Below are 21,492 nucleotides of genomic sequence, written 5' to 3' on the forward strand. Positions count from 1 at the left end.
GTCGGGGGTTTTTCTTTTGCCGGCGAACAAGGTATAAGTAAGGGCGCAATACTTCGGCTTTGCGGGTTTAGGGCAATGAATGTTCAGAAAAAATGTGCGCTTTTCTGCTACGCTGCCGCCCGACACTGATGATAATAAATGGGGATTATAATGCGGATTAACCTCTCGCTCGGACTGGCAGTCGGTACCTTACTGCTGGCGGGCTGTAGCACCTCCAACCAACTGAGTGCCGCCGGCGAACGTGTCACCTTTGTTGATCAACAGCCAGGCAGCCAATGTCAGCTGCTGGGCAATGTTACCGGCTCGCAGAGCAACTGGCTGACCGGCTCAGGCGGTGAAGGCAGTTCACTGCGCGGTGCGGCCAACGACCTGCGTAACCGCGCAGCGGAGATGGGCGGCAACGTAATTTATGGTGCCACCAGCCCGACGCAGAACCTGCTGTCTGCCTTTGCCCCGCTCGACAGCAAAATGTCGGGTCAGGTGTATAAGTGCCCGTAATGGCAGAGCAGCAATAAAAAAGCCGCGAGAGCGGCTTTTTTGTTTTTGAGTACATTTCCAGCACTGTCGCCATCAATGGCGACACTACGGTGATGGCACCGACTGTAGGGTGCGCATTCATGCGCACCGGGCAGCTGGCAGGGAACGTCACTCCTGACGTAGCTGCAGATCCAGCGGCGTTTTGCTCGGCTCACCACCAATTTCCCGCGCCAGCTTCGGCACCATATAGCCCGATACCATGGTCAGCAGCTGCCGCACCAGCGCCCGCGCCTGTTCATCCGGCACAAAGAAGTGCGCCGCACCCTGCACCTTATCCAGCACATGTAAATAGTAGGGCAGGATGCCGGCATCAAACAGCGCATTGCTGAGCTGTGCCAGGGTCTGCGCATCGTCATTAACGCCGCGCAGCAGCACGCTCTGGTTCAGCAGGGTGACGCCAGCGCGCTTCAGCCTCTGCATGCGTTCGCGCAGCGCCTCGTCAATCTCCTGCGCGTGGTTGATGTGGCTGACCAGCAGCACCTGCAGACGCGTATCCGCCAGCAGCTGGCATAGCCCTTCGGTAATGCGCGCCGGGATCACTACCGGCAGCCGGCTGTGAATGCGCAGGCGTTTCAGGTGCGGAATGTTTTCCAGCGCGCCAATCAGCCACGCCAGCTCCTGATCTTTCGCCATCAGCGGATCGCCGCCGGAGAAGATGATCTCGTCGAGCTCGGGATGGGCGGCAATGTAATCAATCGCCGCCTGCCAGTTGCGCTTGTTGCCCTGATTATCCTGATAGGGGAAATGCCGGCGGAAGCAGTAGCGACAGTTCACCGCGCAGCCGCCCTTGACCAGCAGCAGCGCGCGGTTTCTATACTTATGCAGTAAGCCCGGCACCACGCTGCTCTGCTCATCGAGCGGATCGGTACTGTAGCCCGGCGCATCGGTAAACTCCTGACGGCTGGTCAGCACCTGCAGCAGCAGCGGGTCCTGCGCATTGCCGCGCTGCATGCGCTGAATAAAGGCGCGCGGTACGCGCAGGGCAAACAGACGGCGCGCTTCGCTCCCGGCTGCCAGATCCGCGTGGTTTTCGAGGGCTAAAAGTTGCAGTAATTCAGCAGGATCGGTGACAACATCAGCAAGTTGCTGCAACCAATCTTCTCTGACGGGGGGATTTAGGGTTACAATGTGTGCCATTTTTTTGGCTATTACCAGTTAATATCTACAGAGGGCCTTTATGGCGACTTATCTTAGCAACGATTTTCGTGCCGGTCTTAAAATCATGTTCGAAGGCGAACCGTATGCCATCGAATCCAGTGAATTCGTTAAGCCGGGTAAAGGCCAGGCGTTTGCACGTGTTAAAATGCGTCGTCTGCTGACCGGTTCACGCGTTGAGAAAACCTTCAAGTCTACCGACTCCGCCGAAGGCGCAGACGTGCGTGACATGACGCTGCAGTACTCTTACAATGACGGTGACTTCTTCTACTTCATGCACCCGGAAACCTTCGAACAGTATCAGGTTGAAGCTAAGGTACTGGACGACGTGACCAAATGGCTGCAGGACAACGCCGAGTGTATCGTAACCCTGTGGAACGATAAACCGATCGCCGTTCAGCCACCGAACTTCATCGAAGCTGAAATCACCGAAACTGACCCAGGTCTGAAAGGCGATACTGCCGGTACCGGCGGCAAGCCAGCGACGCTGTCTACCGGCGCCGTGATCAAAGTGCCACTGTTCGTACAGATTGGCGAAGTGGTAAAAGTGGACACCCGCTCTGGCGAATACGTTTCCCGCGTAAAATAATCGTCAAATCAGGCGCATCATCGATGCGCCTTTTTTATTTCCTCGCTCTTCCCCGCACCGCGTCTTTTTTCAGCAGCTTAACCGCCATCATGGCGTATCCGGTCTATGCTTTAAAAGCTGTACTTTTACTGCAACCAACAAGGATATGGCTATGTTAAAGAAAAGTATTGTCGCGATTTTCTCGGTACTGGTGCTTTCCTCGCTGCTTTCAGCCTGTAACACCACGCGTGGCGTAGGCGAAGATGTTGAAGCGGGCGGTCAGGCAATTCAGCGCAGCGCGCAGTAACTAAAACCGGTGCGAAACCTGCTTTCGTACCGGCTTTCTCTTCCTCCTGTTGTCCTGCCAGCGCCTGTGATTTCTGAAACTGCCTGCCGCGACGGCGGTGCCGTTGTTTGCCGTCAGCAATACGGGTAGACTTCCTCCCCTTGTCTGTATAAGGAGTCATCACCATGAGCGAAACGGCAAGCTGGCAGCCGAGCGCACCCATTGCCAATTTGTTGAAACGCGCCGCCATCCTGGCGGAAATCCGGCGTTTCTTTGCCGATCGCGGCGTACTGGAAGTGGATACGCCTGCCATGAGCCAGGCGACGATCACCGACATCCACCTGGTGCCATTCCAGACGCGCTTTGTCGGACCTGGCGCGGCAGACGGGCGCGATCTGTGGCTGATGACCAGTCCGGAATATCACATGAAGCGCCTGCTGGCAGCGGGCAGCGGCCCGATTTATCAGATGGGGCGCTGCTTCCGTAATGAAGAGGCCGGGCGCCACCATAATCCGGAATTCACCATGCTGGAGTGGTATCGGCCGCACTACGACATGTATCGGCTGATGAATGAAGTCGACGATCTGCTGCAGCAGGTGCTGGAGTGCGACAGCGCCGAATCGCTATCGTATCAGCAGGCGTTTATCCGTCATCTGGAGATCGATCCGCTGTCGGCGGACAAGGCGCAGCTGCGCGAAGCGGCGGAAAAGCTGGGTGAGGGCGAGCTGGCGAATCGCGAAGACGATCGCGACACGCTGCTGCAGCTGCTGTTTATGCTGGGCGTGGAACCGAAAATTGGTCTCGATAAGCCGTGCTTCGTCTATCACTTCCCGGCCAGTCAGGCAGCGCTGGCGGAGATCAGTACCGAAGATCACCGCGTGGCAGAGCGTTTTGAGGTCTATTACAAAGGCGTGGAGCTGGCCAACGGTTTCCGCGAACTGACCGACAGCCGCGAACAGCGTCAGCGCTTTGAGCAGGATAATCGCCGTCGCGCTGCGCGCGGTTTGCCGCAGCATCCGATTGATACTTACCTGCTGGATGCGCTGGCGCACGGCATGCCGGCCTGTTCCGGCGTGGCGCTGGGCGTGGATCGCCTGATTATGCTGGCGCTGAAGGCCGATGCGCTCAGTGAGGTGATCGCTTTCCCGGTCGATCGCAGCTAGTTACGCCGCGGTTCTGCACACCCGGCCGCGGCTCAGCGATGGCGCTGTCCGCGGCCGGGTGCGTTTACGGCGAGGTATTATTGGCCGCTTCCGGAAACTCCTGGATGGTAACCGGCAGCGTCATCTTCTGCTCATTGCGCAGCACCTGCACATCAATCACCGATCCCGGGCGGATTTCCGCCACCTGGTCCATGGTCTCCTGCGCGGACAGCGCCGGCTTACCGTTTACCTGCAGCAGGACATCGTTGGCCTGAATGCCGGCGCGATCCGCCGGACCGCCCGGCGTCACTTCGCTGACAATAATGCCCTGCACCCGATCAAGGTTGCTGCCCTGACCGTGCAGCGGCGGCAGCTCGCGCCCGGTAATACCGATATAACCGCGGATCACCCGGCCATCGCGAATCAGCTTATCCATAATTTTGGTCGCCAGCGCGGTCGGAATGGCAAAACCAATGCCTTCCGGAGTTTCGCCGTCGTTGCTTTTGTCGAAGGTCAGCGTGTTGATGCCCATCAGCTCGCCCAGCGAGTTAATCAGCGCGCCGCCGGAGTTCCCCTGGTTGATCGAGGCATCGGTTTGCAGGAAGTTCTGCCGACCGGAGGAGCTCAGACCGATGCGGCCGGTGGCGCTGATGATGCCCTGGGTGACCGTCTGGCCGAGGTTGTACGGGTTGCCAATCGCCATCACCACATCACCAATATGCGCGACACGTTTGGCGTTAATCGGGATTACCGGCAGATTAGAGGCGCTGATTTTTAACACCGCCAGATCGGTCATGGCGTCGGAGCCCACCAGCGTCGCTTCAAAAAAGCGTCCGTCCTGCAGCGCGACGATAATCTGGTCAGCGTTATTGATGACATGTTTGTTGGTGAGGATGTAGCCTTTCGCGTTCATGATGACGCCGGAACCGAGCGTGGTAATGCCGCGATTATTGTTACCGTGCGCGCTGCGGTTATAGACGTTGACCACCGCCGGCACAGCACGGCGCACGCCCTGATTGAAACTGAAGGGCGCTTCATCGGCGCTGCTGTCGTGATCAAAGGTGACGTTGCTGCCCATTCGCAGCGCCGGGATCGCGACAAGCAGTAAACCTGCCACGATCAGGCCCATCACCACAGAACGTAAAAGTTTAAGAAACATGGTGTTATTTCAGGCAAGAGTTGATCGCAGGGCAGAATAGCACGAGAAGGGCGGACAAACACCTGCTTGTCCGCCCGTTGCGAGGATTATCGCAGAAGCAGGTAAATACTCTCGTCGCCGCGCACCACGTTCAGCGCCAGTACCGGCGGTTTGCCCTCCAGCACTTTGCGCATCTCGGCGAGGCTCTGCACCCGCGTACGGTTAACGCCGACAATCACATCGTCTTTCTGCAGGCCAACCTGTTCTGCCGGCGTGCCTTTTTCGATGGTATCGACTTTGACTCCTTTATCGCCGGCTTTGGTATTGCCGTCACTGAGCGTGGCGCCCTGCAGCGCCGGCGACATCAGCTGGGCGCTGGCGGTGCTCTGCGCGCTCTGTTCCAGCGTTACGGTCACCGTCAGCGGTTTGCCATCGCGCAGCAGACCGATTTTCACCTGCTGGCCTGGCGGCGTGGTGCCGACTTTCACCCGCAGCTCGGCAAAGCTGGTAATTGGCTTATCGTTAATGGCGGTAATGATGTCGCCCGCTTTGATGCCCGCCTGTTCCGCCGCCGACTTCGGCAGCACTTCAGAGACAAATGCTCCGCGCTGCGCATCGACGTTAAACGCTTTCGCGATATCGGCGGTCATTTCTGTCCCTTTGATCCCGAGCTGACCGCGCTTCACTTCGCCGAACTGAATCAGCTGCTGCGCCAGGTTCATCGCCATGTTGCTGGGGATAGCAAAGCCAATACCAATGTTGCCGCCGCTCGACGCCAGAATGGCAGTGTTAATGCCGATCAGCTCGCCGTTGAGGTTCACCAGCGCGCCGCCAGAGTTACCACGGTTGATGGCGGCATCGGTCTGAATAAAGTTCTCCAGCCCTTCCAGATTCAGCCCGCTGCGGCCCAGCGCCGAGATAATGCCGGACGTCGCCGTCTGGCCGAGGCCGAATGGGTTGCCGATCGCCACGGCGAAATCACCCACTTTCAGCGCGTCAGAATCAGCAATTTTCACCTGCGTGAGGTTTTTTGCGCCTTCTACCTGAATCAGCGCGATGTCGGTTTGCTCGTCATGACCAATCAGCTTTGCGTCATATTCGTTGCCATCACTCAGCTGCACGCTGATTTTATCCGCACCGTTTACCACGTGATTGTTGGTCAGAATGTAGCCTTTAGCTGCGTCAATGATGACGCCGGAACCCAGTCCTTCAAACGGCTGTGGCTGAGACTGCCCGGGCGCCTGGCCAAAGAAGCGCTTCAGCGGCTCGGGAATATCCTGGCCCTGCTGACCGCTGTCGGTGCCCTCGACATGCACGCTGACCACCGCCGGCAGCACTTTTTCCAGCATCGGTGCCAGGCTTGGCAGTGCTTGTCCCTGAATCTGTGCCGGCAACGTGGCCATGGCACCCGGCGTCGCCGCCAGACTCATCCCAATGCTCAAGGCTAATGCGCTTAACAGTCGTGCTGGTTTTTTCATTGCTATGACGCTCTCGCTGCGATAAGGGGGATAAAAGAAGTGTGACAGTTATTGGTAATAAGCGTTCGGAAAACAAAAAGGGCACAGCCATGCTGTGCCCCAAAAGGATTAACTGCGGGTGGTGCGTTCGCCGCTGCGCAGCAGGCCCGATGCGCCTTCAGAGTAGTCGCGCGGGATCTGCACCGGCGCCTGGTCGTTATCGGCCTCGGCTTCCGTCAGCTGGTAAGCAAACGGGTTTTTCTCGCCCGGCAGATTTGGCAGCAGGTCATTCGACCCTTTCGCCATGTGCTGATACAACTGCCGATAGTCGCGCGCCATGTTGTCCAGCAACTCTGCGCTGCGCGCAAAGTGGTTGGTGAGCTCTTCGCGGTAATCCGCCAGCTCCGCTTTGGATTTTTCCAGTTCGTACTGCATGCTGCGCTGCTCACGCAGCTTTTTGTTGCCAAAACGCATCGCTACCGCGCCGACAATAATGCCAATCACTAAACCAATCAGCCCGTATTCCCAGGTCATAATGACTCCCGTGTAATTTCCGTTGCTTCGTAGGGCATTGCTTCTGTTTCAACTTCAATAGTAGCCACTATACCCGTTAATCCATCGGAAGTGGAATCCTCGGGCTGTATCGCTTAGTGTAGAGCGGCCTAATTTTCGACAACCGACACGTGAATCGGACTTTTTCAGGGATTCTGAGAGAACCATGCAAACCTCATCTCCGCTTGCGCGCTATGAGCAGGCGCTGTCGCAGGGCGAGTTTCGTCCGGACGATGTACAACGTGACGCCATCACCCGTTTAGATCGCATTCAGCAAGGCCTGATTGCCCGCCAGCAGCAGCCGCAGCCGGCAGCTAAAGGGCTGTTTGGCCGCTTATCAAAGCTGATGAATAAAGCGCCGGAGAGCCATGAAGCGCCGGTGCGTGGCCTGTATATGTGGGGCGGCGTCGGACGCGGTAAAACCTGGGTAATGGATCTGTTTTTTCAGTCTATTCCTGGCGATCGCAAACTGCGTCTGCATTTCCATCGCTTCATGCTGCGCGTGCACGAAGAGTTAACGCAGCTGCAGGGCCACAGCGACCCGCTGCTGATTGTCGCTGACCGTTTCAAAGCGGAAACCGATATTCTCTGTTTCGACGAGTTTTTCGTCTCCGACATCACCGACGCAATGCTGCTTGGTACGCTGATGGAAGCGCTGTTTGCCCGCGGCATCACGCTGGTGGCGACCTCCAACATTCCGCCGGATGAGCTGTACCGCAACGGCCTGCAGCGGGCGCGTTTTCTGCCGGCTATCGAGCAGATCAAGCGCCACTGCGATGTGATGAATGTCGATGCCGGCATTGATTATCGCCTGCGCACCCTGACATCGGCCCATCTGTGGAATTTCCCGCTTAACGACGCGACGCACGCGGAGATGGAGCGCATGTTCAGCGCGCTGTCCGGTAAACCGCGCGGCGACGCGCCGGTGCTGGAGATTAACCATCGCCAGCTGCCGACGCTCGGCGTTCACGAAGGCGTACTGGCCATCAACTTCCTCGCGTTGTGCGGTGAAGGGCGCAGCCAGCACGATTACATTGAGCTGTCGCGCCGCTTCCACAGCGTGCTGCTGTACGATGTGCCAGTGATGATTTACAAAACGGAAGACCAGGCGCGGCGGTTCCTCGCGCTGGTGGATGAGTTCTATGAGCGCCACGTCAAGCTGGTGGTGGCGGCAGAAACCTCGCTGTTTGAAATCTATCAGGGCACGCGGCTGAAATTCGAATATCAGCGCTGTCTGTCGCGCCTGCAGGAGATGCAGAGCGAGGAGTATCTTCGCCTGCCGCACCTGCCCTGAGGGGCAAACAGAAATCACCGCTTCGGGCGCAAAAAGAGTCGATCTTTAGATTCGACTTCTCTATAATCTTGCGACCCCACGTTACAGCACAGGCTTTCTTTTCCCGGAAAACTGTGTGATCCGGTAACTCTACCTGAGGGGGTGGGCTTGCTGGGCGAATTGGTCGTGTGAGCCTCAATCGTTAACTTAGCGTTTGGGATTTCACCAACGTGTAACTTTTATTTGGGTAAGCTTTTCAATGAAAACTTTTACAGCTAAACCAGAAACCGTACAGCGTGACTGGTATGTTGTTGACGCAACTGGCAAAACCCTGGGTCGCCTGGCGACTGAACTGGCGCGCCGTCTGCGTGGTAAGCACAAAGCGGAATACACTCCGCACGTTGATACCGGTGATTACATCATCGTTCTGAACGCTGACAAAGTTGCTGTAACCGGCAACAAGCGTAACGACAAGATTTACTATCACCACACTGGCCACATCGGTGGTATCAAGCAAGCGACCTTTGCAGAGATGATCGAACGCCGTCCTGAGCGTGTGATTGAAATCGCGGTTAAAGGCATGCTGCCAAAAGGCCCACTGGGTCGTGCTATGTACCGTAAACTGAAAGTTTACGCAGGTAACGAGCACAACCACGCGGCGCAGCAACCGCAAGTTCTTGACATTTAATCGGGATTATAGGCAATGGCTGAAACTCAAAACTACGGCACTGGTCGCCGCAAAAGCTCTGCCGCTCGCGTCTTTATCAAGCCGGGTAGCGGTAACATCGTAATTAACCAGCGCTCTCTGGAGCAGTACTTCGGTCGTGAGACTGCACGCATGGTCGTGCGTCAGCCGCTGGAGCTGGTTGATATGGTTGGTAAACTGGACCTGTACATCACCGTTAAAGGTGGTGGTATTTCTGGTCAGGCTGGTGCGATCCGTCACGGTATCACCCGCGCTCTGATGGAATACGACGAGTCTCTGCGTTCTGAACTGCGTAAAGCGGGCTTCGTTACCCGTGACGCGCGTCAGGTTGAACGTAAGAAAGTCGGTCTGCGTAAAGCACGCCGTCGTCCACAGTTCTCCAAGCGTTAATTGCTGGCTGCTTCGGCAGTTACAATTGGCTCAAAAAACCCGCTTCGGCGGGTTTTTTATTGCCTGAATCGCGGCTTTTTCAGCGCAAAAACGCGAGCTTTCCCCGCATTTTGCCCGCAAATGATTATCCCCGCCCCACAAGCTGCTTAAAATCTGGTAAACTGACTGACACTTTGCGCCCGCGAGTCGCGGCGTTGTGCATACTGCTCCTGTCGGGACGACCGGACAATGCCCGTAACGCCCGGCTGTGTGCGAATCTGATGAGCAGGTGAGTCGCCGCGTGGTTGGCTATTCGCAGTATTTTTTTGTGAACAAACTTGGAGGTTTTCATGGCTGTCGCTGCCAACAAACGTTCGGTAATGACGCTGTTTTCTGGTCCGACTGACATTTTCAGCCATCAGGTACGTATCGTGCTGGCTGAGAAGGGCGTCAGCGTGGAGATCGAGCAGGTTGAAACGGATAATCTGCCGCAGGATCTGATTGACCTCAACCCGTATCGCACTGTGCCAACGCTGGTCGACCGTGAACTGACGCTGTATGAATCCCGCATCATCATGGAATACCTCGATGAGCGTTTCCCGCATCCGCCACTGATGCCGGTTTATCCGGTCGCGCGCGGTGAAAGCCGTCTGATGATGCACCGCATTGAGCAGGACTGGTACAGCCTGATGCGTACCATTGAAACCAGCAGCGGTGCCGAAGCCGATGCCGCGCGCAAGCAACTGCGCGAAGAGCTGCTGGCCATTGCGCCGCTGTTCTCACGTACGCCGTTCTTTATGAGCGAAGAGTTCAGCCTGGTTGACTGCTATCTGGCGCCGCTGTTGTGGCGTCTGCCGCAGCTGGGTGTGGATCTGGCTGGCGCAGGTTCGAAAGAGCTGAAAGGCTACATGACGCGCGTATTTGAACGTGACTCCTTCCTCGCTTCTTTGACGGAAGCCGAACGTGAAATGCGCCTGCAAGCCCGGGGCTAATCTATGGAAATGTCGCAACTTACTGCCCGCCGTCCCTATCTGCTGCGGGCCTTTTATGAATGGCTGCTCGACAACCAGCTGACGCCGCATCTGGTGGTGGATATCAATCTGCCTGGCGTACAGGTGCCGCTGGAGTACGCTCGTGACGGACAGATTGTCCTGAACATCGCACCGCGCGCGGTGGGTAACCTTGAGCTTGCCAACGATCAGGTGCGCTTCAATGCGCGTTTCGGCGGCGTGCCGCGCCAGGTATCCGTGCCGATGGCTGCGGTGCTGGCGATTTACGCGCGCGAAAACGGCGCCGGCACCATGTTCGAACCGGAGCCGGCTTATGAGCTGTCCGGCGACGAGCAGGAAGGCGGCCAGGAAGAGACGCTGATGTCGGTGATTGATGGTGACCGTCCGGACGATGCGACGGATGACGACTCTTCACCGGATGACGAACCGCCGCCGCGCGGTGGACGTCCTTCACTGCGCGTAGTGAAGTAAATCGCGGAAAATAAAAAACGGGCTGATTAGCCCGTTTTTTTATGCCTGTGTCGCAGCGCGGCTTAGCGCGCGGCAGACCAAAGGGAGCGTAGCGCTCCCTTTGTACCGATCTTAATAAACGTCGCGCAGATAACGCTTATCTTTCTTCAGCTGATCGATATAGGCTGCGGCACGTTCGCTGGAAAGACCACCGAACTGACGCACCACTTCATACAGCGCGGCATCGACATCCTTCGCCATGCGTGAGGCATCGCCACAGACATAGAAGTAGGCGCCTTCCTGCAGCCAGGCGTACAGCTCAGCGCCTTTCTCCAGCATGCGGTTCTGCACGTAAATCTTCTCTTCCTGATCGCGGGAGAAGGCCAGGTCGAGATGCGTCAGCAGACCGCTCTGCTGCCAGCCCGCCAGCTCATCCGCGTAAATGTAATCATGTTCCTGATGCTGGTCGCCGAAGAACAGCCAGTTTTTACCTTCAGCACCGGTCGCCTGACGCTCCTGCAGGAAGGCGCGGAACGGCGCGATGCCGGTACCCGGACCGACCATGATCAGCGGGGCGTTATTGTTCGCCGGCACGCGGAACGCTTTGTTCGGCGAAATAAAGATCGCCGGCTTCTCTCCGCGACGCACGCGTTCAGCCAGATAGGTTGAGCACACGCCTTTACGCTCGCGGCCACCGCTGTGATAGCGCACGGAAGCGATGGTCAGATGCACCTGGTTAGGGTGCGCCTTCGAGCTGGACGAAATGGAGTAAGCACGGTGCTGCAGCGGACGCAGCATCGCCACCAGCTCCGGCACCGACAGGCTGCGCTTCAGCTCGAGCTGCAGCAGATCCAGCGTATCTTTGCCCCACAGCCAGTTGGCCAGAGTGTCTTTATCGTCGTGCTGCAGCACGTGCAGCAGCTCCTGGTTGGTTGTGTGCTGTCCGACCCACTCAATCAGCTTGCGCGACGGCTCAGAAATCTCGAACTGATAGGTCAGCAGATCGCCGAGGTTACGGTCAAAGCCCGGCACCGGGGTTTCGTAGTCGGCTTTCAGTTCGCTCAGCAGCAGGCTCACCAGCCCGGCATCGTTCACCGGGATCACGCCCAGCGCATCACCGGCTTCGTATTTCAGGCCGCTGTCGCTCAGGTCAAATTCGAAGTGACGGATATCTTTGGCGGACTGCTCGCCTGACAGACGCTTATTGGTCACCAGCGCCGCCGCGTATGGGTTTTGCTTGTTGCTGCCTGGGATTACCGGCGCTTCCGGCGCGCTCTCCAGCACCGTGCCGCTGCTGCCCGCGCTGGCGGCAAACTGTGGCATGGCGCTGCCAATCCACTCGCTGGAAGGCTCTTCGTAATCGATGTCGCAGTCGATGCGATCCACTACGCGTTTCGCCCCCAACTGCTCCAGGCGCATATCAATGAACTTACCGGCCTGGCAGAAACCGTCGTAGCCGGTATCGCCGATTGCCAGCACGGCAAAGTGCATCTGCTCCAGACGCGGCGCGGTGCTGGCTGAGATGGCCTGCCAGAACAGCTGTGCGTTGTCTGGCATTTCGCCTTCGCCGTAGGTGGAGGTGACGATCAGTACATGACGCATGGTGGCGAACACATCCAGATCCACTTCACCCAGCGCCTGCACTACCGGCACCAGGCCTTTAGCGCGCGCCGCTTTGGCTGCGGTCTGCGCCAGCGCTTCGGCGTTACCGGTCTGGGAACCAAACAGAATATGCAGCTGGGTGGTGGCGCTGGCGCCCGCTGCCGGTGCGGTCTGCTTGTCTTCTAATACCAGCAGGCGCGAGTGGAGACCGGCGAGAAACCCCGCCAGCCAGTATTTCTGTTCGCCGTTAAACGGCGCGTCTTCAGGAATGTAAGGAATCTTCATGGATATCAGTACTCAAACCGTTTTATCGTCATCAATCTTCTTTCGCAGCGCAATCAGGAGAGTTTCCCGACCGCGGCGGCAATCTCTGGCAGTGCGGCGCGTGCAAACAGCTCTTCAAAATCAGGTAGATGGCCCAGCACCTCACGGTTGCAGGCGTCCTGATAAATGATCCAGCCATAGGTTGCCAGGCTGTCCATGGAGCGAATGTTGCGCTGCGTCAGCGCGGCTTTGTAATCCGACATACGCTTGGCGGCGATCAGGCTTGCCAGCTCATCATCGCTGTAGTTCTCAATGGCCGCACGGGCATGACGCTGCAGCTTGCTGACCAGCGCGAAATCTTCGGTCATCAGCAGGTTGCGAACCGCTTTCTCGACTGCCGCGTCTTCCACCGCTGTGCCTTTCGGCAGTTTGCCCAGCGCCAGCTGCTGCGCGAAGCTCAGAACGGTGTAGTTATTCAGCAGAACAAACATCTCCTGCGTATCGGTCGCGCCGTAGGCCGGTACCGCACCGTCGGCGATGGTTTTGCCCGCACGCCAGGCTGATTTGAACTTGGCAACCTGATGCGCGGCCAGCGACGTGGACAGCTCTTCCAGTAAATCCTTACGCGTTTTCGCTTTCAGGATCTCGCCGCCGTCCTGGTACAGCAGCAGCGAGCGTGGCATCACGTAAACGAAGTGCTGACACTCGGTTTCCCAGTGCTCCAGCAGCCACGCCGCGCGCGGCGACTGGGTGGCTTCGAGGTGCCAGTGCAGCATGGTCAGCACTGCCTGCTTGTGCACCTGCGCCATTTCGTCTTCGTCAGCGATGGAGCCGAACAGCACCGAATCACCGGCGGCGTGCGCGGCCAGGGAACGGTACGGATCGTACTGATAGGCGAAGCCGCCGCTCATGCCGTTACCGAAACCTTTACCAAAGGTGCCGAGGTTAAGAATCGCGCCGTTGGTCATGTATTCACAGCAGAAGTCGCCGACGCCTTCCACCACCGCGGTGGCGCCTGAGTTACGCACGGCGAAACGGTCACCGGCCTGGCCCTGAACAAACAGACGACCGCCGGTCGCGCCGAACAGCGCAAAGTTACCGATCAGCACGTTGCCGTCGCTGTCCTGTGCGCCGCCGCCCGGTGACATCACCACCAGTTCGCCGCCACACTGACCTTTACCGACGCCATCGTTACAGGTGCCGTAATGCTTCATCTGCATGCCGTCGTTGCAGAACGCGCCAAATGACTGACCGGCTGACCCGCGGGTATCAATCTGCACTGTGCGCGGTGCCAGATATTTCCGGCCACGGTCATCCTGCAGTACCGCCGGCAGCGCGGCCAGCTGCTGCGCCGACAGCTCGTGGTTCAGCATGCGCTCAATATCGATCGCCAGCTGACCGCCAACGCTCTTGTTACGGTTGTTCAGCGTTACGCCGTTACCCAGCGTAATCTCGCGGCGGGCAGCATCAACCAGCTGCGCTTTCAGCTCGTCTGCCCAGCCATCGTCCAGCTCGAAATCTTTTTCCAGATACACCGGCTGAGCGATCTTCTGCTCCGGCACCACAGTTAGCATGGCGCGCAGATCGAGTTTGCCCACTTCCAGCGGATGATCCATCAGGTGCAGCAGGTCAGAGCGGCCGCGCGCTTCACGCAGCGAACGCAGACCGAGGCGTGCGAGGAACTCACGCACTTCCTGCGCCACGTTGATGAAGTACTGCGCCAGCTGACGCGGATCGCCATCGAAGGCTTCAGCGTTAGTGGTGAGGCCAGCCGGGCATTTGACGTTACAGTTTTTCGCCATCACGCATTTCAGCATCATCAGCGCGGTGGTGCCGAACTCGAAGCTGTCGCCGCCGAGCAGCGCTGATTTGATCACGTCGCTGCCGGTCTGCTGTGCGCCGGAGCAGCGCAGCTGCACTTTGTCACGCAGCCCGTTAGCGCACAGCGCCTGGTGTACTTCGGCGATACCGATTTCTGCCACGCGCCCGGTGTATTTCAGGCTGGTGACCGACGCCGCGCCGGTGCCGCCGGTGTTACCGGCGACGTTGATGACGTCTGCGCCGGCTTTTGCCACGCCGACTGCGATAGTACCGATGCCTTCAGACGACACCAGTTTGACGATAACGCGCACGCGCGCCGCTTTACAGTCGTGGATCAGCTGCGCCAAATCCTCGATAGAATAAGTATCGTGATGCGGCGGCGGTGATACCAGCTCAACGCCCGGCGTACCGCCACGCGCGGCCGCAATCTCCACCGTCACTTTCGGTGCTGGCAGCTGACCGCCTTCGCCCGGTTTAGCGCCCTGGCCGATTTTGATCTCCAGCTCTTCCAGCATCGGGTCGGCCAGATAAGCCGCCCACACGCCGAAACGACCGGACGCCAGCTGTTTGATGCGCGATGCGCGAATGGTGCCGTGACGTGAATAGTGTTCGCCACCTTCACCACAGTTACTCATTCCGCCCACCATATTGGTGCCGTGCGCCACCGCTTCGTGCGCCGGCGCGACCAGCGCGCCGTGGCTCATGGCGCCTGAGGCGAAGGTACGGGTGATTTCGTGCGCCGGCTGGACCTCTTCCAGCGGCAGCGAGGGCAGCGCGGTAAAGATTTTTGCCAGATAGTCTGCTGCCTGACCGTAAGCGGTAATGTACAACACGCCTTCAGTGATGCTGCTGCTTTCGATCTCATCGTTAAAGCGGGTTTTCAGCGCGCGTGACAGCGCGGCCAGACGCTCGCTCTCCGGTTTCAGGCCGGCAATGGCATCAATCAGACGCAGCTCAAACTGGTTGAGGCTGCCGTTCACCGCTTCGCAGCGCAGGCCGCGAATGGCGAAGCCGTTGTTGACCAGCGAGTAGCGGCCCAGCTTGCGGCCAAATTCGGCTTCGCTGTCCACGTGGGTCAGATCGCACGGCAGCGCGAGGATGTCGCGCAGCGCCGCCGGCCGACGCTTACGCTCGGCGTGCATCAGGCTGGAGAACTGACGGTAATCCGGCGTGATAGCAAAGCTGTCGATCACCGCATTCGGGATGCGCTCGAAGCTGCTGTCTTTAAACGACTCGGCTTTGATGCTAAACGCGTTGTCCAGCCTGGCCAGCGTCATCAGACGGATAAAGTTGTCCTCTTCGCGCGCTTTGTCGGCGAAACGAATCGGCTGCTCTGTCATATCAATAAAGGTACGTACCGCGATGGTGCCATACGAGTGGCCCGCACCCTCAGAACGTTCTTTGAACAGACCCAGCAGTGGCACTTCGGCTTCGCCCTGAATTTTCAGTGCGCTCTGGTGCCAGTCCACCGCCATCTGCGCGATGGCCGGGAAGCCCGCGCCGCCCACCGGGGTTTTGATATTCGGGAAATATTTCTTCAGCACCGGATCTTCGGTATCGAGGAAGTTCGGCTCGAAGAACTCACCGCAGCTGTAGCTCTCAACGGTACACAGGCCCACTTTGCCCATGGTTTTCATCAGCGCTTTTTCTGCCGCTTTGGCATAGCGTTTGAACGCTTTGTTGCCTTCTTCACCTTCGCCAAACTTCTCTTCTGCACGCATCTGTACGCCCAGCGGATACACGGCAGAGGCGCCGAAGCCGAGCGTGGCGGCGATATGGTGTGAGGAGATGCTCTGGCCGCTTTCAACCACCAGCGACACATCCAGACGCAGACCTTCCTGCACCAGACGCTGGTTAATGGCAGACACCATCAGCAGCATCGGAATGGCAGCATGGGTCGACGAGATGTGGCGATCGGTGATGACCGCGATGCCACCCTGCTGACGGGCAAAATCCACTACCTGCTGCGCCAGATTATCAATGGCATTTTCAAGCGCTTTAGCGTTGGCGGCGCGGCTGACGATGTCTTTACCGATTACCGGCTCATACAGCATCTCGAAGCGCGCATACGGCGCCACTTTCTGCTCACGCAGACGCAGCATGTCGAGGTGCGTCAGGATCGGGCTTGGCACGATGATCTGCTGGCCTTTGCTGCGGCCGAGGTGCGGTTTGGCACCCAGGGCCACACGCAGCGTCATGCCGTCCGCTTCACGAATCGAGTCGAGCGGCGGGTTGGTCACCTGGGCGAAGCGCTGCGAGAAGTAGTGCGCCATGCCGCCTTCGTGGTCGGACAGGCCGTTGATGGCGTTGCCGTAACCCATTGCCGAGATCTTCTCAGCGCCGGTTTGCAGCATCGGGTCCATCATGAATTTGAAGCTTTCCTGGTTGTAGTAGTAAGCGACAAAGCGCTGATAGGTTTTCAGGTCGCCGCGATAGCGCAGCGGCGAGCCGAGTTTCTCTGCCGGCACTTCCGGCAGCTGCTGCAGTTCAACGCGTGCCGCCTGCACCAGGGAGAGATAATCTTTTTCCGCCGCCAGCTTTTCCAGCGCCTGCACGGTGGTGTAAGAGCGTTTCTCTTTGTGATCGTAATAGAGCATGCCGCCAGCTTCGATACGGCCACGGCGCAGCACGCTTTCCGGTGGGAAGGCGATCTGGCCGGCTTCTGACATCGCACCGATGTATTCAGCGGTTTCTACGGAGCGCAGCGGACGCAGACCAAGACGGTCCAGCCGTGCGCCAATCACTTCGCCGTTACCGAAGATCAGCGCGGCGGGGCCGTCGTTCTTCTCTTCATACAGCGAGAAGTATTCCAGCATGGCGCGCACTTCAGCCGACAGCGAGGTGTCGTTTTCCCAGGCCGGCGGCATCATTGAAACCACGGCGTTGATCAGATCGAGGTTATCTTCCATCAGACGGCTGTGGATGCTCTGATCGAGACGCGAACTGTCAGACTGGCCTTTTGGCCGCACGATCTTTTTGCCGCGCGCCAGCATCAGTGCCGCTTCCGCGATGCGGTTTTTCCGGTCCGTGTTCAGCTCACCGTTGTGCGCCATCAGGCGGAACGGCTGCGCCATCGTGGTATGCGGATCGGTATTGGTGGAGAAACGGGTATGGAAAAACAGTCCGCGCACCTGATGATCGGGATCGGTCAGATCTTTGAAGTAGGGAATCACTTCATTGGAGTTCAGGCGGGCTTTGAACACCTGAGTGCGCGACGACAGCGACAGCGGATAAAGGCCGCCGAATTCGCTTTCGGTAAAGGCGCGTGCTTCGATGTCCAGCAGCGCACGGTAAATGTGGCGCTCGAAGTCGCTCTGCTCGGTAACGTCCTGCGGTGCGGCAAACACCCACTGCACGATCGGCAGCTGGAACTGCTGTGCGGCCGGGCGCGTGACGCTGTTGTCCAGCGGCATATCACGCTTCAGCAGCACCGGGAAGTTGTAAGCGGCCAGCGTCTCTTCAACCAGACGCTCTGCGTTCGCGCGCAGCGCCGCATCTTTTGGCACAAAGAAGTTGCCCACGCCAAAGCGGCCCGCTTCCAGCGCCTGACCGGTCAGCTTACGGAAGAAGTTCAGGGAGAGGTCAACGTTAACGCCCGCGCCATCGCCCACACCCTCTGCAGACATCCCGCCACGGTGCGGTACCGTGCACAGGGCGCTATGCGCCATCTGCAGGATTTCATGGGTCTGCTCGCCGTCCTTGCGGGTAATAAAACCTACACCACAGCTGTCGCTTCCTGCTGATGGATCATACAAACCCCAGGGGTTAGGTTGTTGAGTGGACATTGAGGGTCTCCTTAAACTGCTTTAGACATTACCTGCATTATTTCAGGCACAGAGCGCTGCTGCGTGCTGTATCAATTTGTTTTCGCGCGCTTTTACGCGGACGTCGCAACACCGGACAACGACAATCAAGGCACTGATTCACGTCCTTGATTGGCTGTCCATAAAATCCGGTCTCTAAGGGAGATAACTTGCATCCAGAGGGAGTCTTCTTGCTGCATAGATATGCCGAGACACAGTCCCGACTGGAAAGCATCCAGCGGAATTCCAACTTATCGGGAAAGCGAACTCAGGTCAAATAGCCAGCTTTATTACGGTTAATCAGTCTTTTTGCGATTTAACTGTATGATTATTATGTTTTTATTACGTAAATATATGTCAATCTGACCTTTCTGATTCCCTTATGAAGTGTGAGCCGTCTCACTGTGTGATCGGCCTCATATTTCCAGACCATGCTGTTGAATGTGGGGATGCCAGCACAAAATTCTGTTTGGGCCGTTTCGTGCACAGCATGTATCTGTTTTTCTTATGGCGGAACATTTGAATCAAAACGCGGTTGCCATTAGTAAAATTAATTAACCAGGGTGTGATTAAAACAGCACTTAAGCTGAATGGATATGCAATAACGGAAGGCAACCATCAGGAGGGATGGCTGCAGAAAGCGGATGCGCCGGGCACGCGGCACCGGGCCCCGCAAAAGCGCGGCCCTCCAGATTATTCAGTTAGCAGAATTAGTCAAGCGCTTTAGGCATAAAGGCGGGAACGTCGGCGAAACGTCGCACTGCTGCACCATAACAGGGCGTAAAGTCAGTCCGCACGGCGCGTGCGGCGGCGCAGCGCGCAGATAATTACGCTATGATGAGCCAGATTCGTTCAGGGAGCGCGTAATGAAACAGATTCGTCTTTTAGCACAGTACTACGTGGATTTAATGGTCAAGCTCGGGCTGGTGCGGTTTTCGCTGCTGCTGGCTTCGGCGCTGGTGGTGCTGGCAATGGTGGTGCAGATGGCGGTCACCATGGTGCTGCGTGGCCACGTTGAAAGTATCGACGTCGTGCGTTCGGTGTTTTTTGGCCTGCTGATTACCCCGTGGGCGGTTTACTTTCTCTCCGTGGTGGTCGATCAGCTGGAGGAGTCGCGCCAGCGGCTGTCGAAGCTGGTGGACAAGCTGGAGGAGATGCGCACGCGCGACCTTGAACTGAATCAGCAGATGAAAGAGACCATCAGCCAGCTGAACCAGGAAATCAGCGACCGTATTAAAGCAGAGCAGGCGCGCGAACAGGTGATGGATAAGCTGCGCGAAGAGATGACGCGGCGTGAGCAGGCGCAGATTGAGCTGGAGCAGCAATCTTCCTTCCTGCGTTCGTTCCTCGATGCCTCGCCCGACCTGGTGTTCTATCGCAACATCGACAAACAGTTCTCCGGCTGTAACCGCGCCATGGAACTGCTCACCGGCCTGAGCGAGAAGCAGCTGATTGGCCTGACGCCGCGCGACATTTATGACGAAGATGCCGCCACCAAAGTGCTGGAGACCGATGAGAAGGTGTTTCGCCACAATGTGTCGCTCACCTATGAACAGTGGCTACAGTATCCGGACGGGCGCAAAGCCTGCTTTGAAATCCGCAAAGTGCCGTATTACGACCGCGTCGGTAAGCGCAGCGGCCTGATGGGCTTCGGACGCGATATTACCGAGCGTAAGCGCTATCAGGACGCGCTGGAGAACGCCAGCCGTGAAAAGACCACCTTTATCTCCACCATCAGCCACGAGCTGCGTACGCCGCTTAACGGCATCGTCGGGTTGAGCCGCATCCTGCTGGATACCGATCTCAATCAGGAGCAGCTGAAGTACCTGAAAACCATTCACGTCTCAGCCATCACCCTCGGCAACATCTTTAATGATGTGATTGAAGTCGACAAGATTGAGCGGCGCAAAGTGCAGCTGGATAACCAGCCGCTGGATTTCACCGGCTTCCTCGCCGACCTGGAAAACCTCTCCGGCCTGCTGGCGCAGCCGAAAGGGCTGAAGTTCGTCATGGCACCGGAATTGCCGCTGCCGCACAAAATCTCCGCCGACGGCACGCGCCTGCGCCAGATTCTGTGGAACCTGATTGGCAATGCCGTGAAGTTTACGCGGCAGGGCGAAATCGTGGTGCGCGTCGCCTATCGCCAGGACGAAACGCTGCACTTTGAGGTGCAGGACTCCGGGATGGGCATTCCGCAGGAAGAGCAGGACAAAATCTTCGCCATGTATTACCAGGTGAAAGATCAGCACGGCGGTAAACCGGCCACCGGCACCGGGATTGGCCTGGCGGTGTCACGCCGGCTGGCGCAGGCGATGGGCGGCGATATTACCGTCAGCAGCGCACCGGGTCAGGGCTCGTGCTTTACCGTGGAAATTCACGCGCCGCGCGTGGCGGATGAAGTGGAAGATGAGGGTCAGGACGACAGCATGCCGTTGCCGGCGCTGCACGTGCTGCTGGTAGAAGATATTGAACTCAACGTGATTGTGGCGCGCTCGGTACTGGAGAAGCTGGGTTGCAGCGTGGAGGTGGCGATGACCGGCGGTGAGGCGCTGGCGATGTTCGATCCGCAGGAGTTCGACCTGGTGCTGCTGGATATCCAGCTGCCGGACATGACTGGCCTCGATGTGTCGCGCGCCATTCATCAGCAGCATGCCGGCGTGACGCTGCCGCCGCTGGTCGCGCTGACTGCCAACGTGCTGAAGGATAAAAAAGAGTATCTCGATGCCGGCATGGACGATGTGCTGAGCAAACCGCTGGCGGTGCCAGCGCTGACCGCGATGATCAAGAAATTCTGGGATTACCAGGCTGAAGCGGAAGCGGTGGTGAGTGACGCCGACGCGGAACAGTCACGCACGCTGCTGGATGTCGACATGCTGGAGCAGTATATCGAGCTGGTTGGTCCGGGGCTGATCACCCAAAGCCTGACGATGTTCGAGCAGATGATGCCGGGTTATCTTGAGGTGCTGGACTCCAATATGATGGCGCGTGACCAGAAGGGCATCGCCGAAGAGGGGCACAAGATCAAAGGCGCGGCGGGCTCGGTCGGCCTGCTGCATCTGCAGAAACTGGCGAAACAGATTCAGTCACCGGAATTGCCGGCCTGGTGGGATAACGTGCAGGAGTGGGTTGACGAGCTGAAGCACGAGTGGCGGCACGACGTTGAAGTATTACGGAACTGGGTTGCGGAGCGGGAAAAATAGCGCGGGCCAGAAAAAAAATGACCCCAGTCGAAACCGGGGTGCGCGAATACTGCGCCAACACCAGGGAAATGGGCGCTGCTGCTATTATTAGAAATCGAATACAAAAGCAACAGCGTGGTATTGGTTAACGCTTCAAAATCACCTTAGCAAATTCGCCAC

The 21,492-nt window shown here is 57.9% G+C and carries 16 protein-coding genes; 10 read left to right on the forward strand and 6 right to left on the reverse strand.

The features are described 5' to 3' along the window. Positions 1 to 150: 150 nt before the first annotated feature. Entirely contained in the window at positions 151 to 498 is a 348-nt protein-coding gene (locus KOL70_RS14590) for a DUF4156 domain-containing protein (protein WP_021507764.1), read from the forward strand. 147 nt (positions 499 to 645) lie between these two features. On the opposite strand, the gene epmB is transcribed toward KOL70_RS14590, so the two are convergent. Then, complete coding sequence (gene epmB, locus KOL70_RS14595) at positions 646 to 1,674, reverse strand: EF-P beta-lysylation protein EpmB (RefSeq protein WP_058759602.1); 1,029 nt, start codon at positions 1,672 to 1,674, stop codon at positions 646 to 648. A gap of 40 nt (positions 1,675 to 1,714) precedes the next feature. Here epmB and efp point away from each other — a divergent pair, with 40 nt between their 5' ends. The 3 genes from efp (at position 1,715) to epmA (ending at position 3,709) form a co-directional block, all read left to right on the forward strand. Then, positions 1,715 to 2,281, forward strand: coding sequence for an elongation factor P (gene efp, locus KOL70_RS14600; RefSeq protein ID WP_021507762.1), 567 nt, complete (start codon positions 1,715 to 1,717; stop codon positions 2,279 to 2,281). 151 nt (positions 2,282 to 2,432) lie between these two features. Beyond that, positions 2,433 to 2,567, forward strand: coding sequence for an entericidin A/B family lipoprotein (locus tag KOL70_RS14605; RefSeq protein WP_031279745.1), 135 nt, complete (start codon positions 2,433 to 2,435; stop codon positions 2,565 to 2,567). A 164-nt stretch (positions 2,568 to 2,731) separates the two neighbouring features. After that, positions 2,732 to 3,709 carry an elongation factor P--(R)-beta-lysine ligase gene (gene epmA, locus KOL70_RS14610; protein WP_021507760.1) on the forward strand — a complete coding sequence of 326 codons (978 nt, stop codon included), beginning with the start codon at positions 2,732 to 2,734 and terminating at the stop codon, positions 3,707 to 3,709. A 64-nt stretch (positions 3,710 to 3,773) separates the two neighbouring features. On the opposite strand, the gene degS is transcribed toward epmA, so the two are convergent. The 3 genes from degS to zapG all read right to left on the reverse strand — a co-directional run bounded on the left by degS (position 3,774) and on the right by zapG (position 6,817). After that, on the reverse strand, positions 3,774 to 4,847 hold the full coding sequence (gene degS, locus KOL70_RS14615) for an outer membrane-stress sensor serine endopeptidase DegS (protein ID WP_021507759.1): 1,074 nt from the start codon (positions 4,845 to 4,847) through the stop codon (positions 3,774 to 3,776). An 86-nt stretch (positions 4,848 to 4,933) separates the two neighbouring features. Beyond that, on the reverse strand, positions 4,934 to 6,304 hold the full coding sequence (gene degQ, locus KOL70_RS14620) for a serine endoprotease DegQ (RefSeq protein ID WP_031279744.1): 1,371 nt from the start codon (positions 6,302 to 6,304) through the stop codon (positions 4,934 to 4,936). Positions 6,305 to 6,412: 108 nt separating this feature from the next. Continuing rightward, positions 6,413 to 6,817 carry a Z-ring associated protein ZapG gene (gene zapG / locus KOL70_RS14625; protein ID WP_021507757.1) on the reverse strand — a complete coding sequence of 135 codons (405 nt, stop codon included), beginning with the start codon at positions 6,815 to 6,817 and terminating at the stop codon, positions 6,413 to 6,415. Positions 6,818 to 7,001: 184 nt separating this feature from the next. Here zapG and zapE point away from each other — a divergent pair, with 184 nt between their 5' ends. From zapE to sspB, 5 genes are all read left to right on the forward strand, one after another. Beyond that, positions 7,002 to 8,129, forward strand: coding sequence for a cell division protein ZapE (zapE, locus tag KOL70_RS14630; protein WP_058759600.1), 1,128 nt, complete (start codon positions 7,002 to 7,004; stop codon positions 8,127 to 8,129). Between the two features lie 238 nt (positions 8,130 to 8,367). Further along, a complete protein-coding gene (gene rplM / locus KOL70_RS14635; RefSeq protein ID WP_021507755.1) occupies positions 8,368 to 8,796 on the forward strand; it encodes a 50S ribosomal protein L13 in 429 nt (142 codons plus the stop codon). Positions 8,797 to 8,811: 15 nt separating this feature from the next. Further along, complete coding sequence (gene rpsI / locus KOL70_RS14640) at positions 8,812 to 9,204, forward strand: 30S ribosomal protein S9 (protein ID WP_021507754.1); 393 nt, start codon at positions 8,812 to 8,814, stop codon at positions 9,202 to 9,204. Positions 9,205 to 9,533: 329 nt separating this feature from the next. After that, positions 9,534 to 10,175 (forward strand): stringent starvation protein SspA, encoded by a 642-nt coding sequence (sspA, locus tag KOL70_RS14645; RefSeq protein ID WP_021507753.1) that lies wholly within the window; start codon positions 9,534 to 9,536, stop codon positions 10,173 to 10,175. A gap of 3 nt (positions 10,176 to 10,178) precedes the next feature. Further along, positions 10,179 to 10,664: a ClpXP protease specificity-enhancing factor gene (gene sspB, locus KOL70_RS14650; RefSeq protein WP_021507752.1), complete on the forward strand. Its 486-nt coding sequence runs from the start codon at positions 10,179 to 10,181 to the stop codon at positions 10,662 to 10,664. A 111-nt stretch (positions 10,665 to 10,775) separates the two neighbouring features. Here sspB and KOL70_RS14655 read toward each other — a convergent pair whose 3' ends face one another. Together KOL70_RS14655 and KOL70_RS14660 are read right to left on the reverse strand one after the other, a co-directional pair. Next, the gene (locus KOL70_RS14655; RefSeq protein WP_021507751.1) at positions 10,776 to 12,530 is read right to left on the reverse strand and encodes a sulfite reductase subunit alpha; all 1,755 of its coding nucleotides are present in this window, start codon (positions 12,528 to 12,530) and stop codon (positions 10,776 to 10,778) included. A gap of 53 nt (positions 12,531 to 12,583) precedes the next feature. After that, a complete protein-coding gene (locus KOL70_RS14660) occupies positions 12,584 to 18,115 on the reverse strand; it encodes a glutamate synthase-related protein (RefSeq protein ID WP_215480821.1) in 5,532 nt (1,843 codons plus the stop codon). An 884-nt stretch (positions 18,116 to 18,999) separates the two neighbouring features. Between KOL70_RS14660 and arcB the strand changes: the two genes are divergently transcribed. Beyond that, entirely contained in the window at positions 19,000 to 21,333 is a 2,334-nt protein-coding gene (gene arcB, locus KOL70_RS14665; RefSeq protein WP_021507748.1) for an aerobic respiration two-component sensor histidine kinase ArcB, read from the forward strand. Positions 21,334 to 21,492: the final 159 nt, after the last annotated feature.

Source organism: Pantoea sp. B270 (genome assembly GCF_018726825.1).
Taxonomy (GTDB): Bacteria; Pseudomonadota; Gammaproteobacteria; order Enterobacterales; family Enterobacteriaceae; genus Pantoea; species Pantoea dispersa.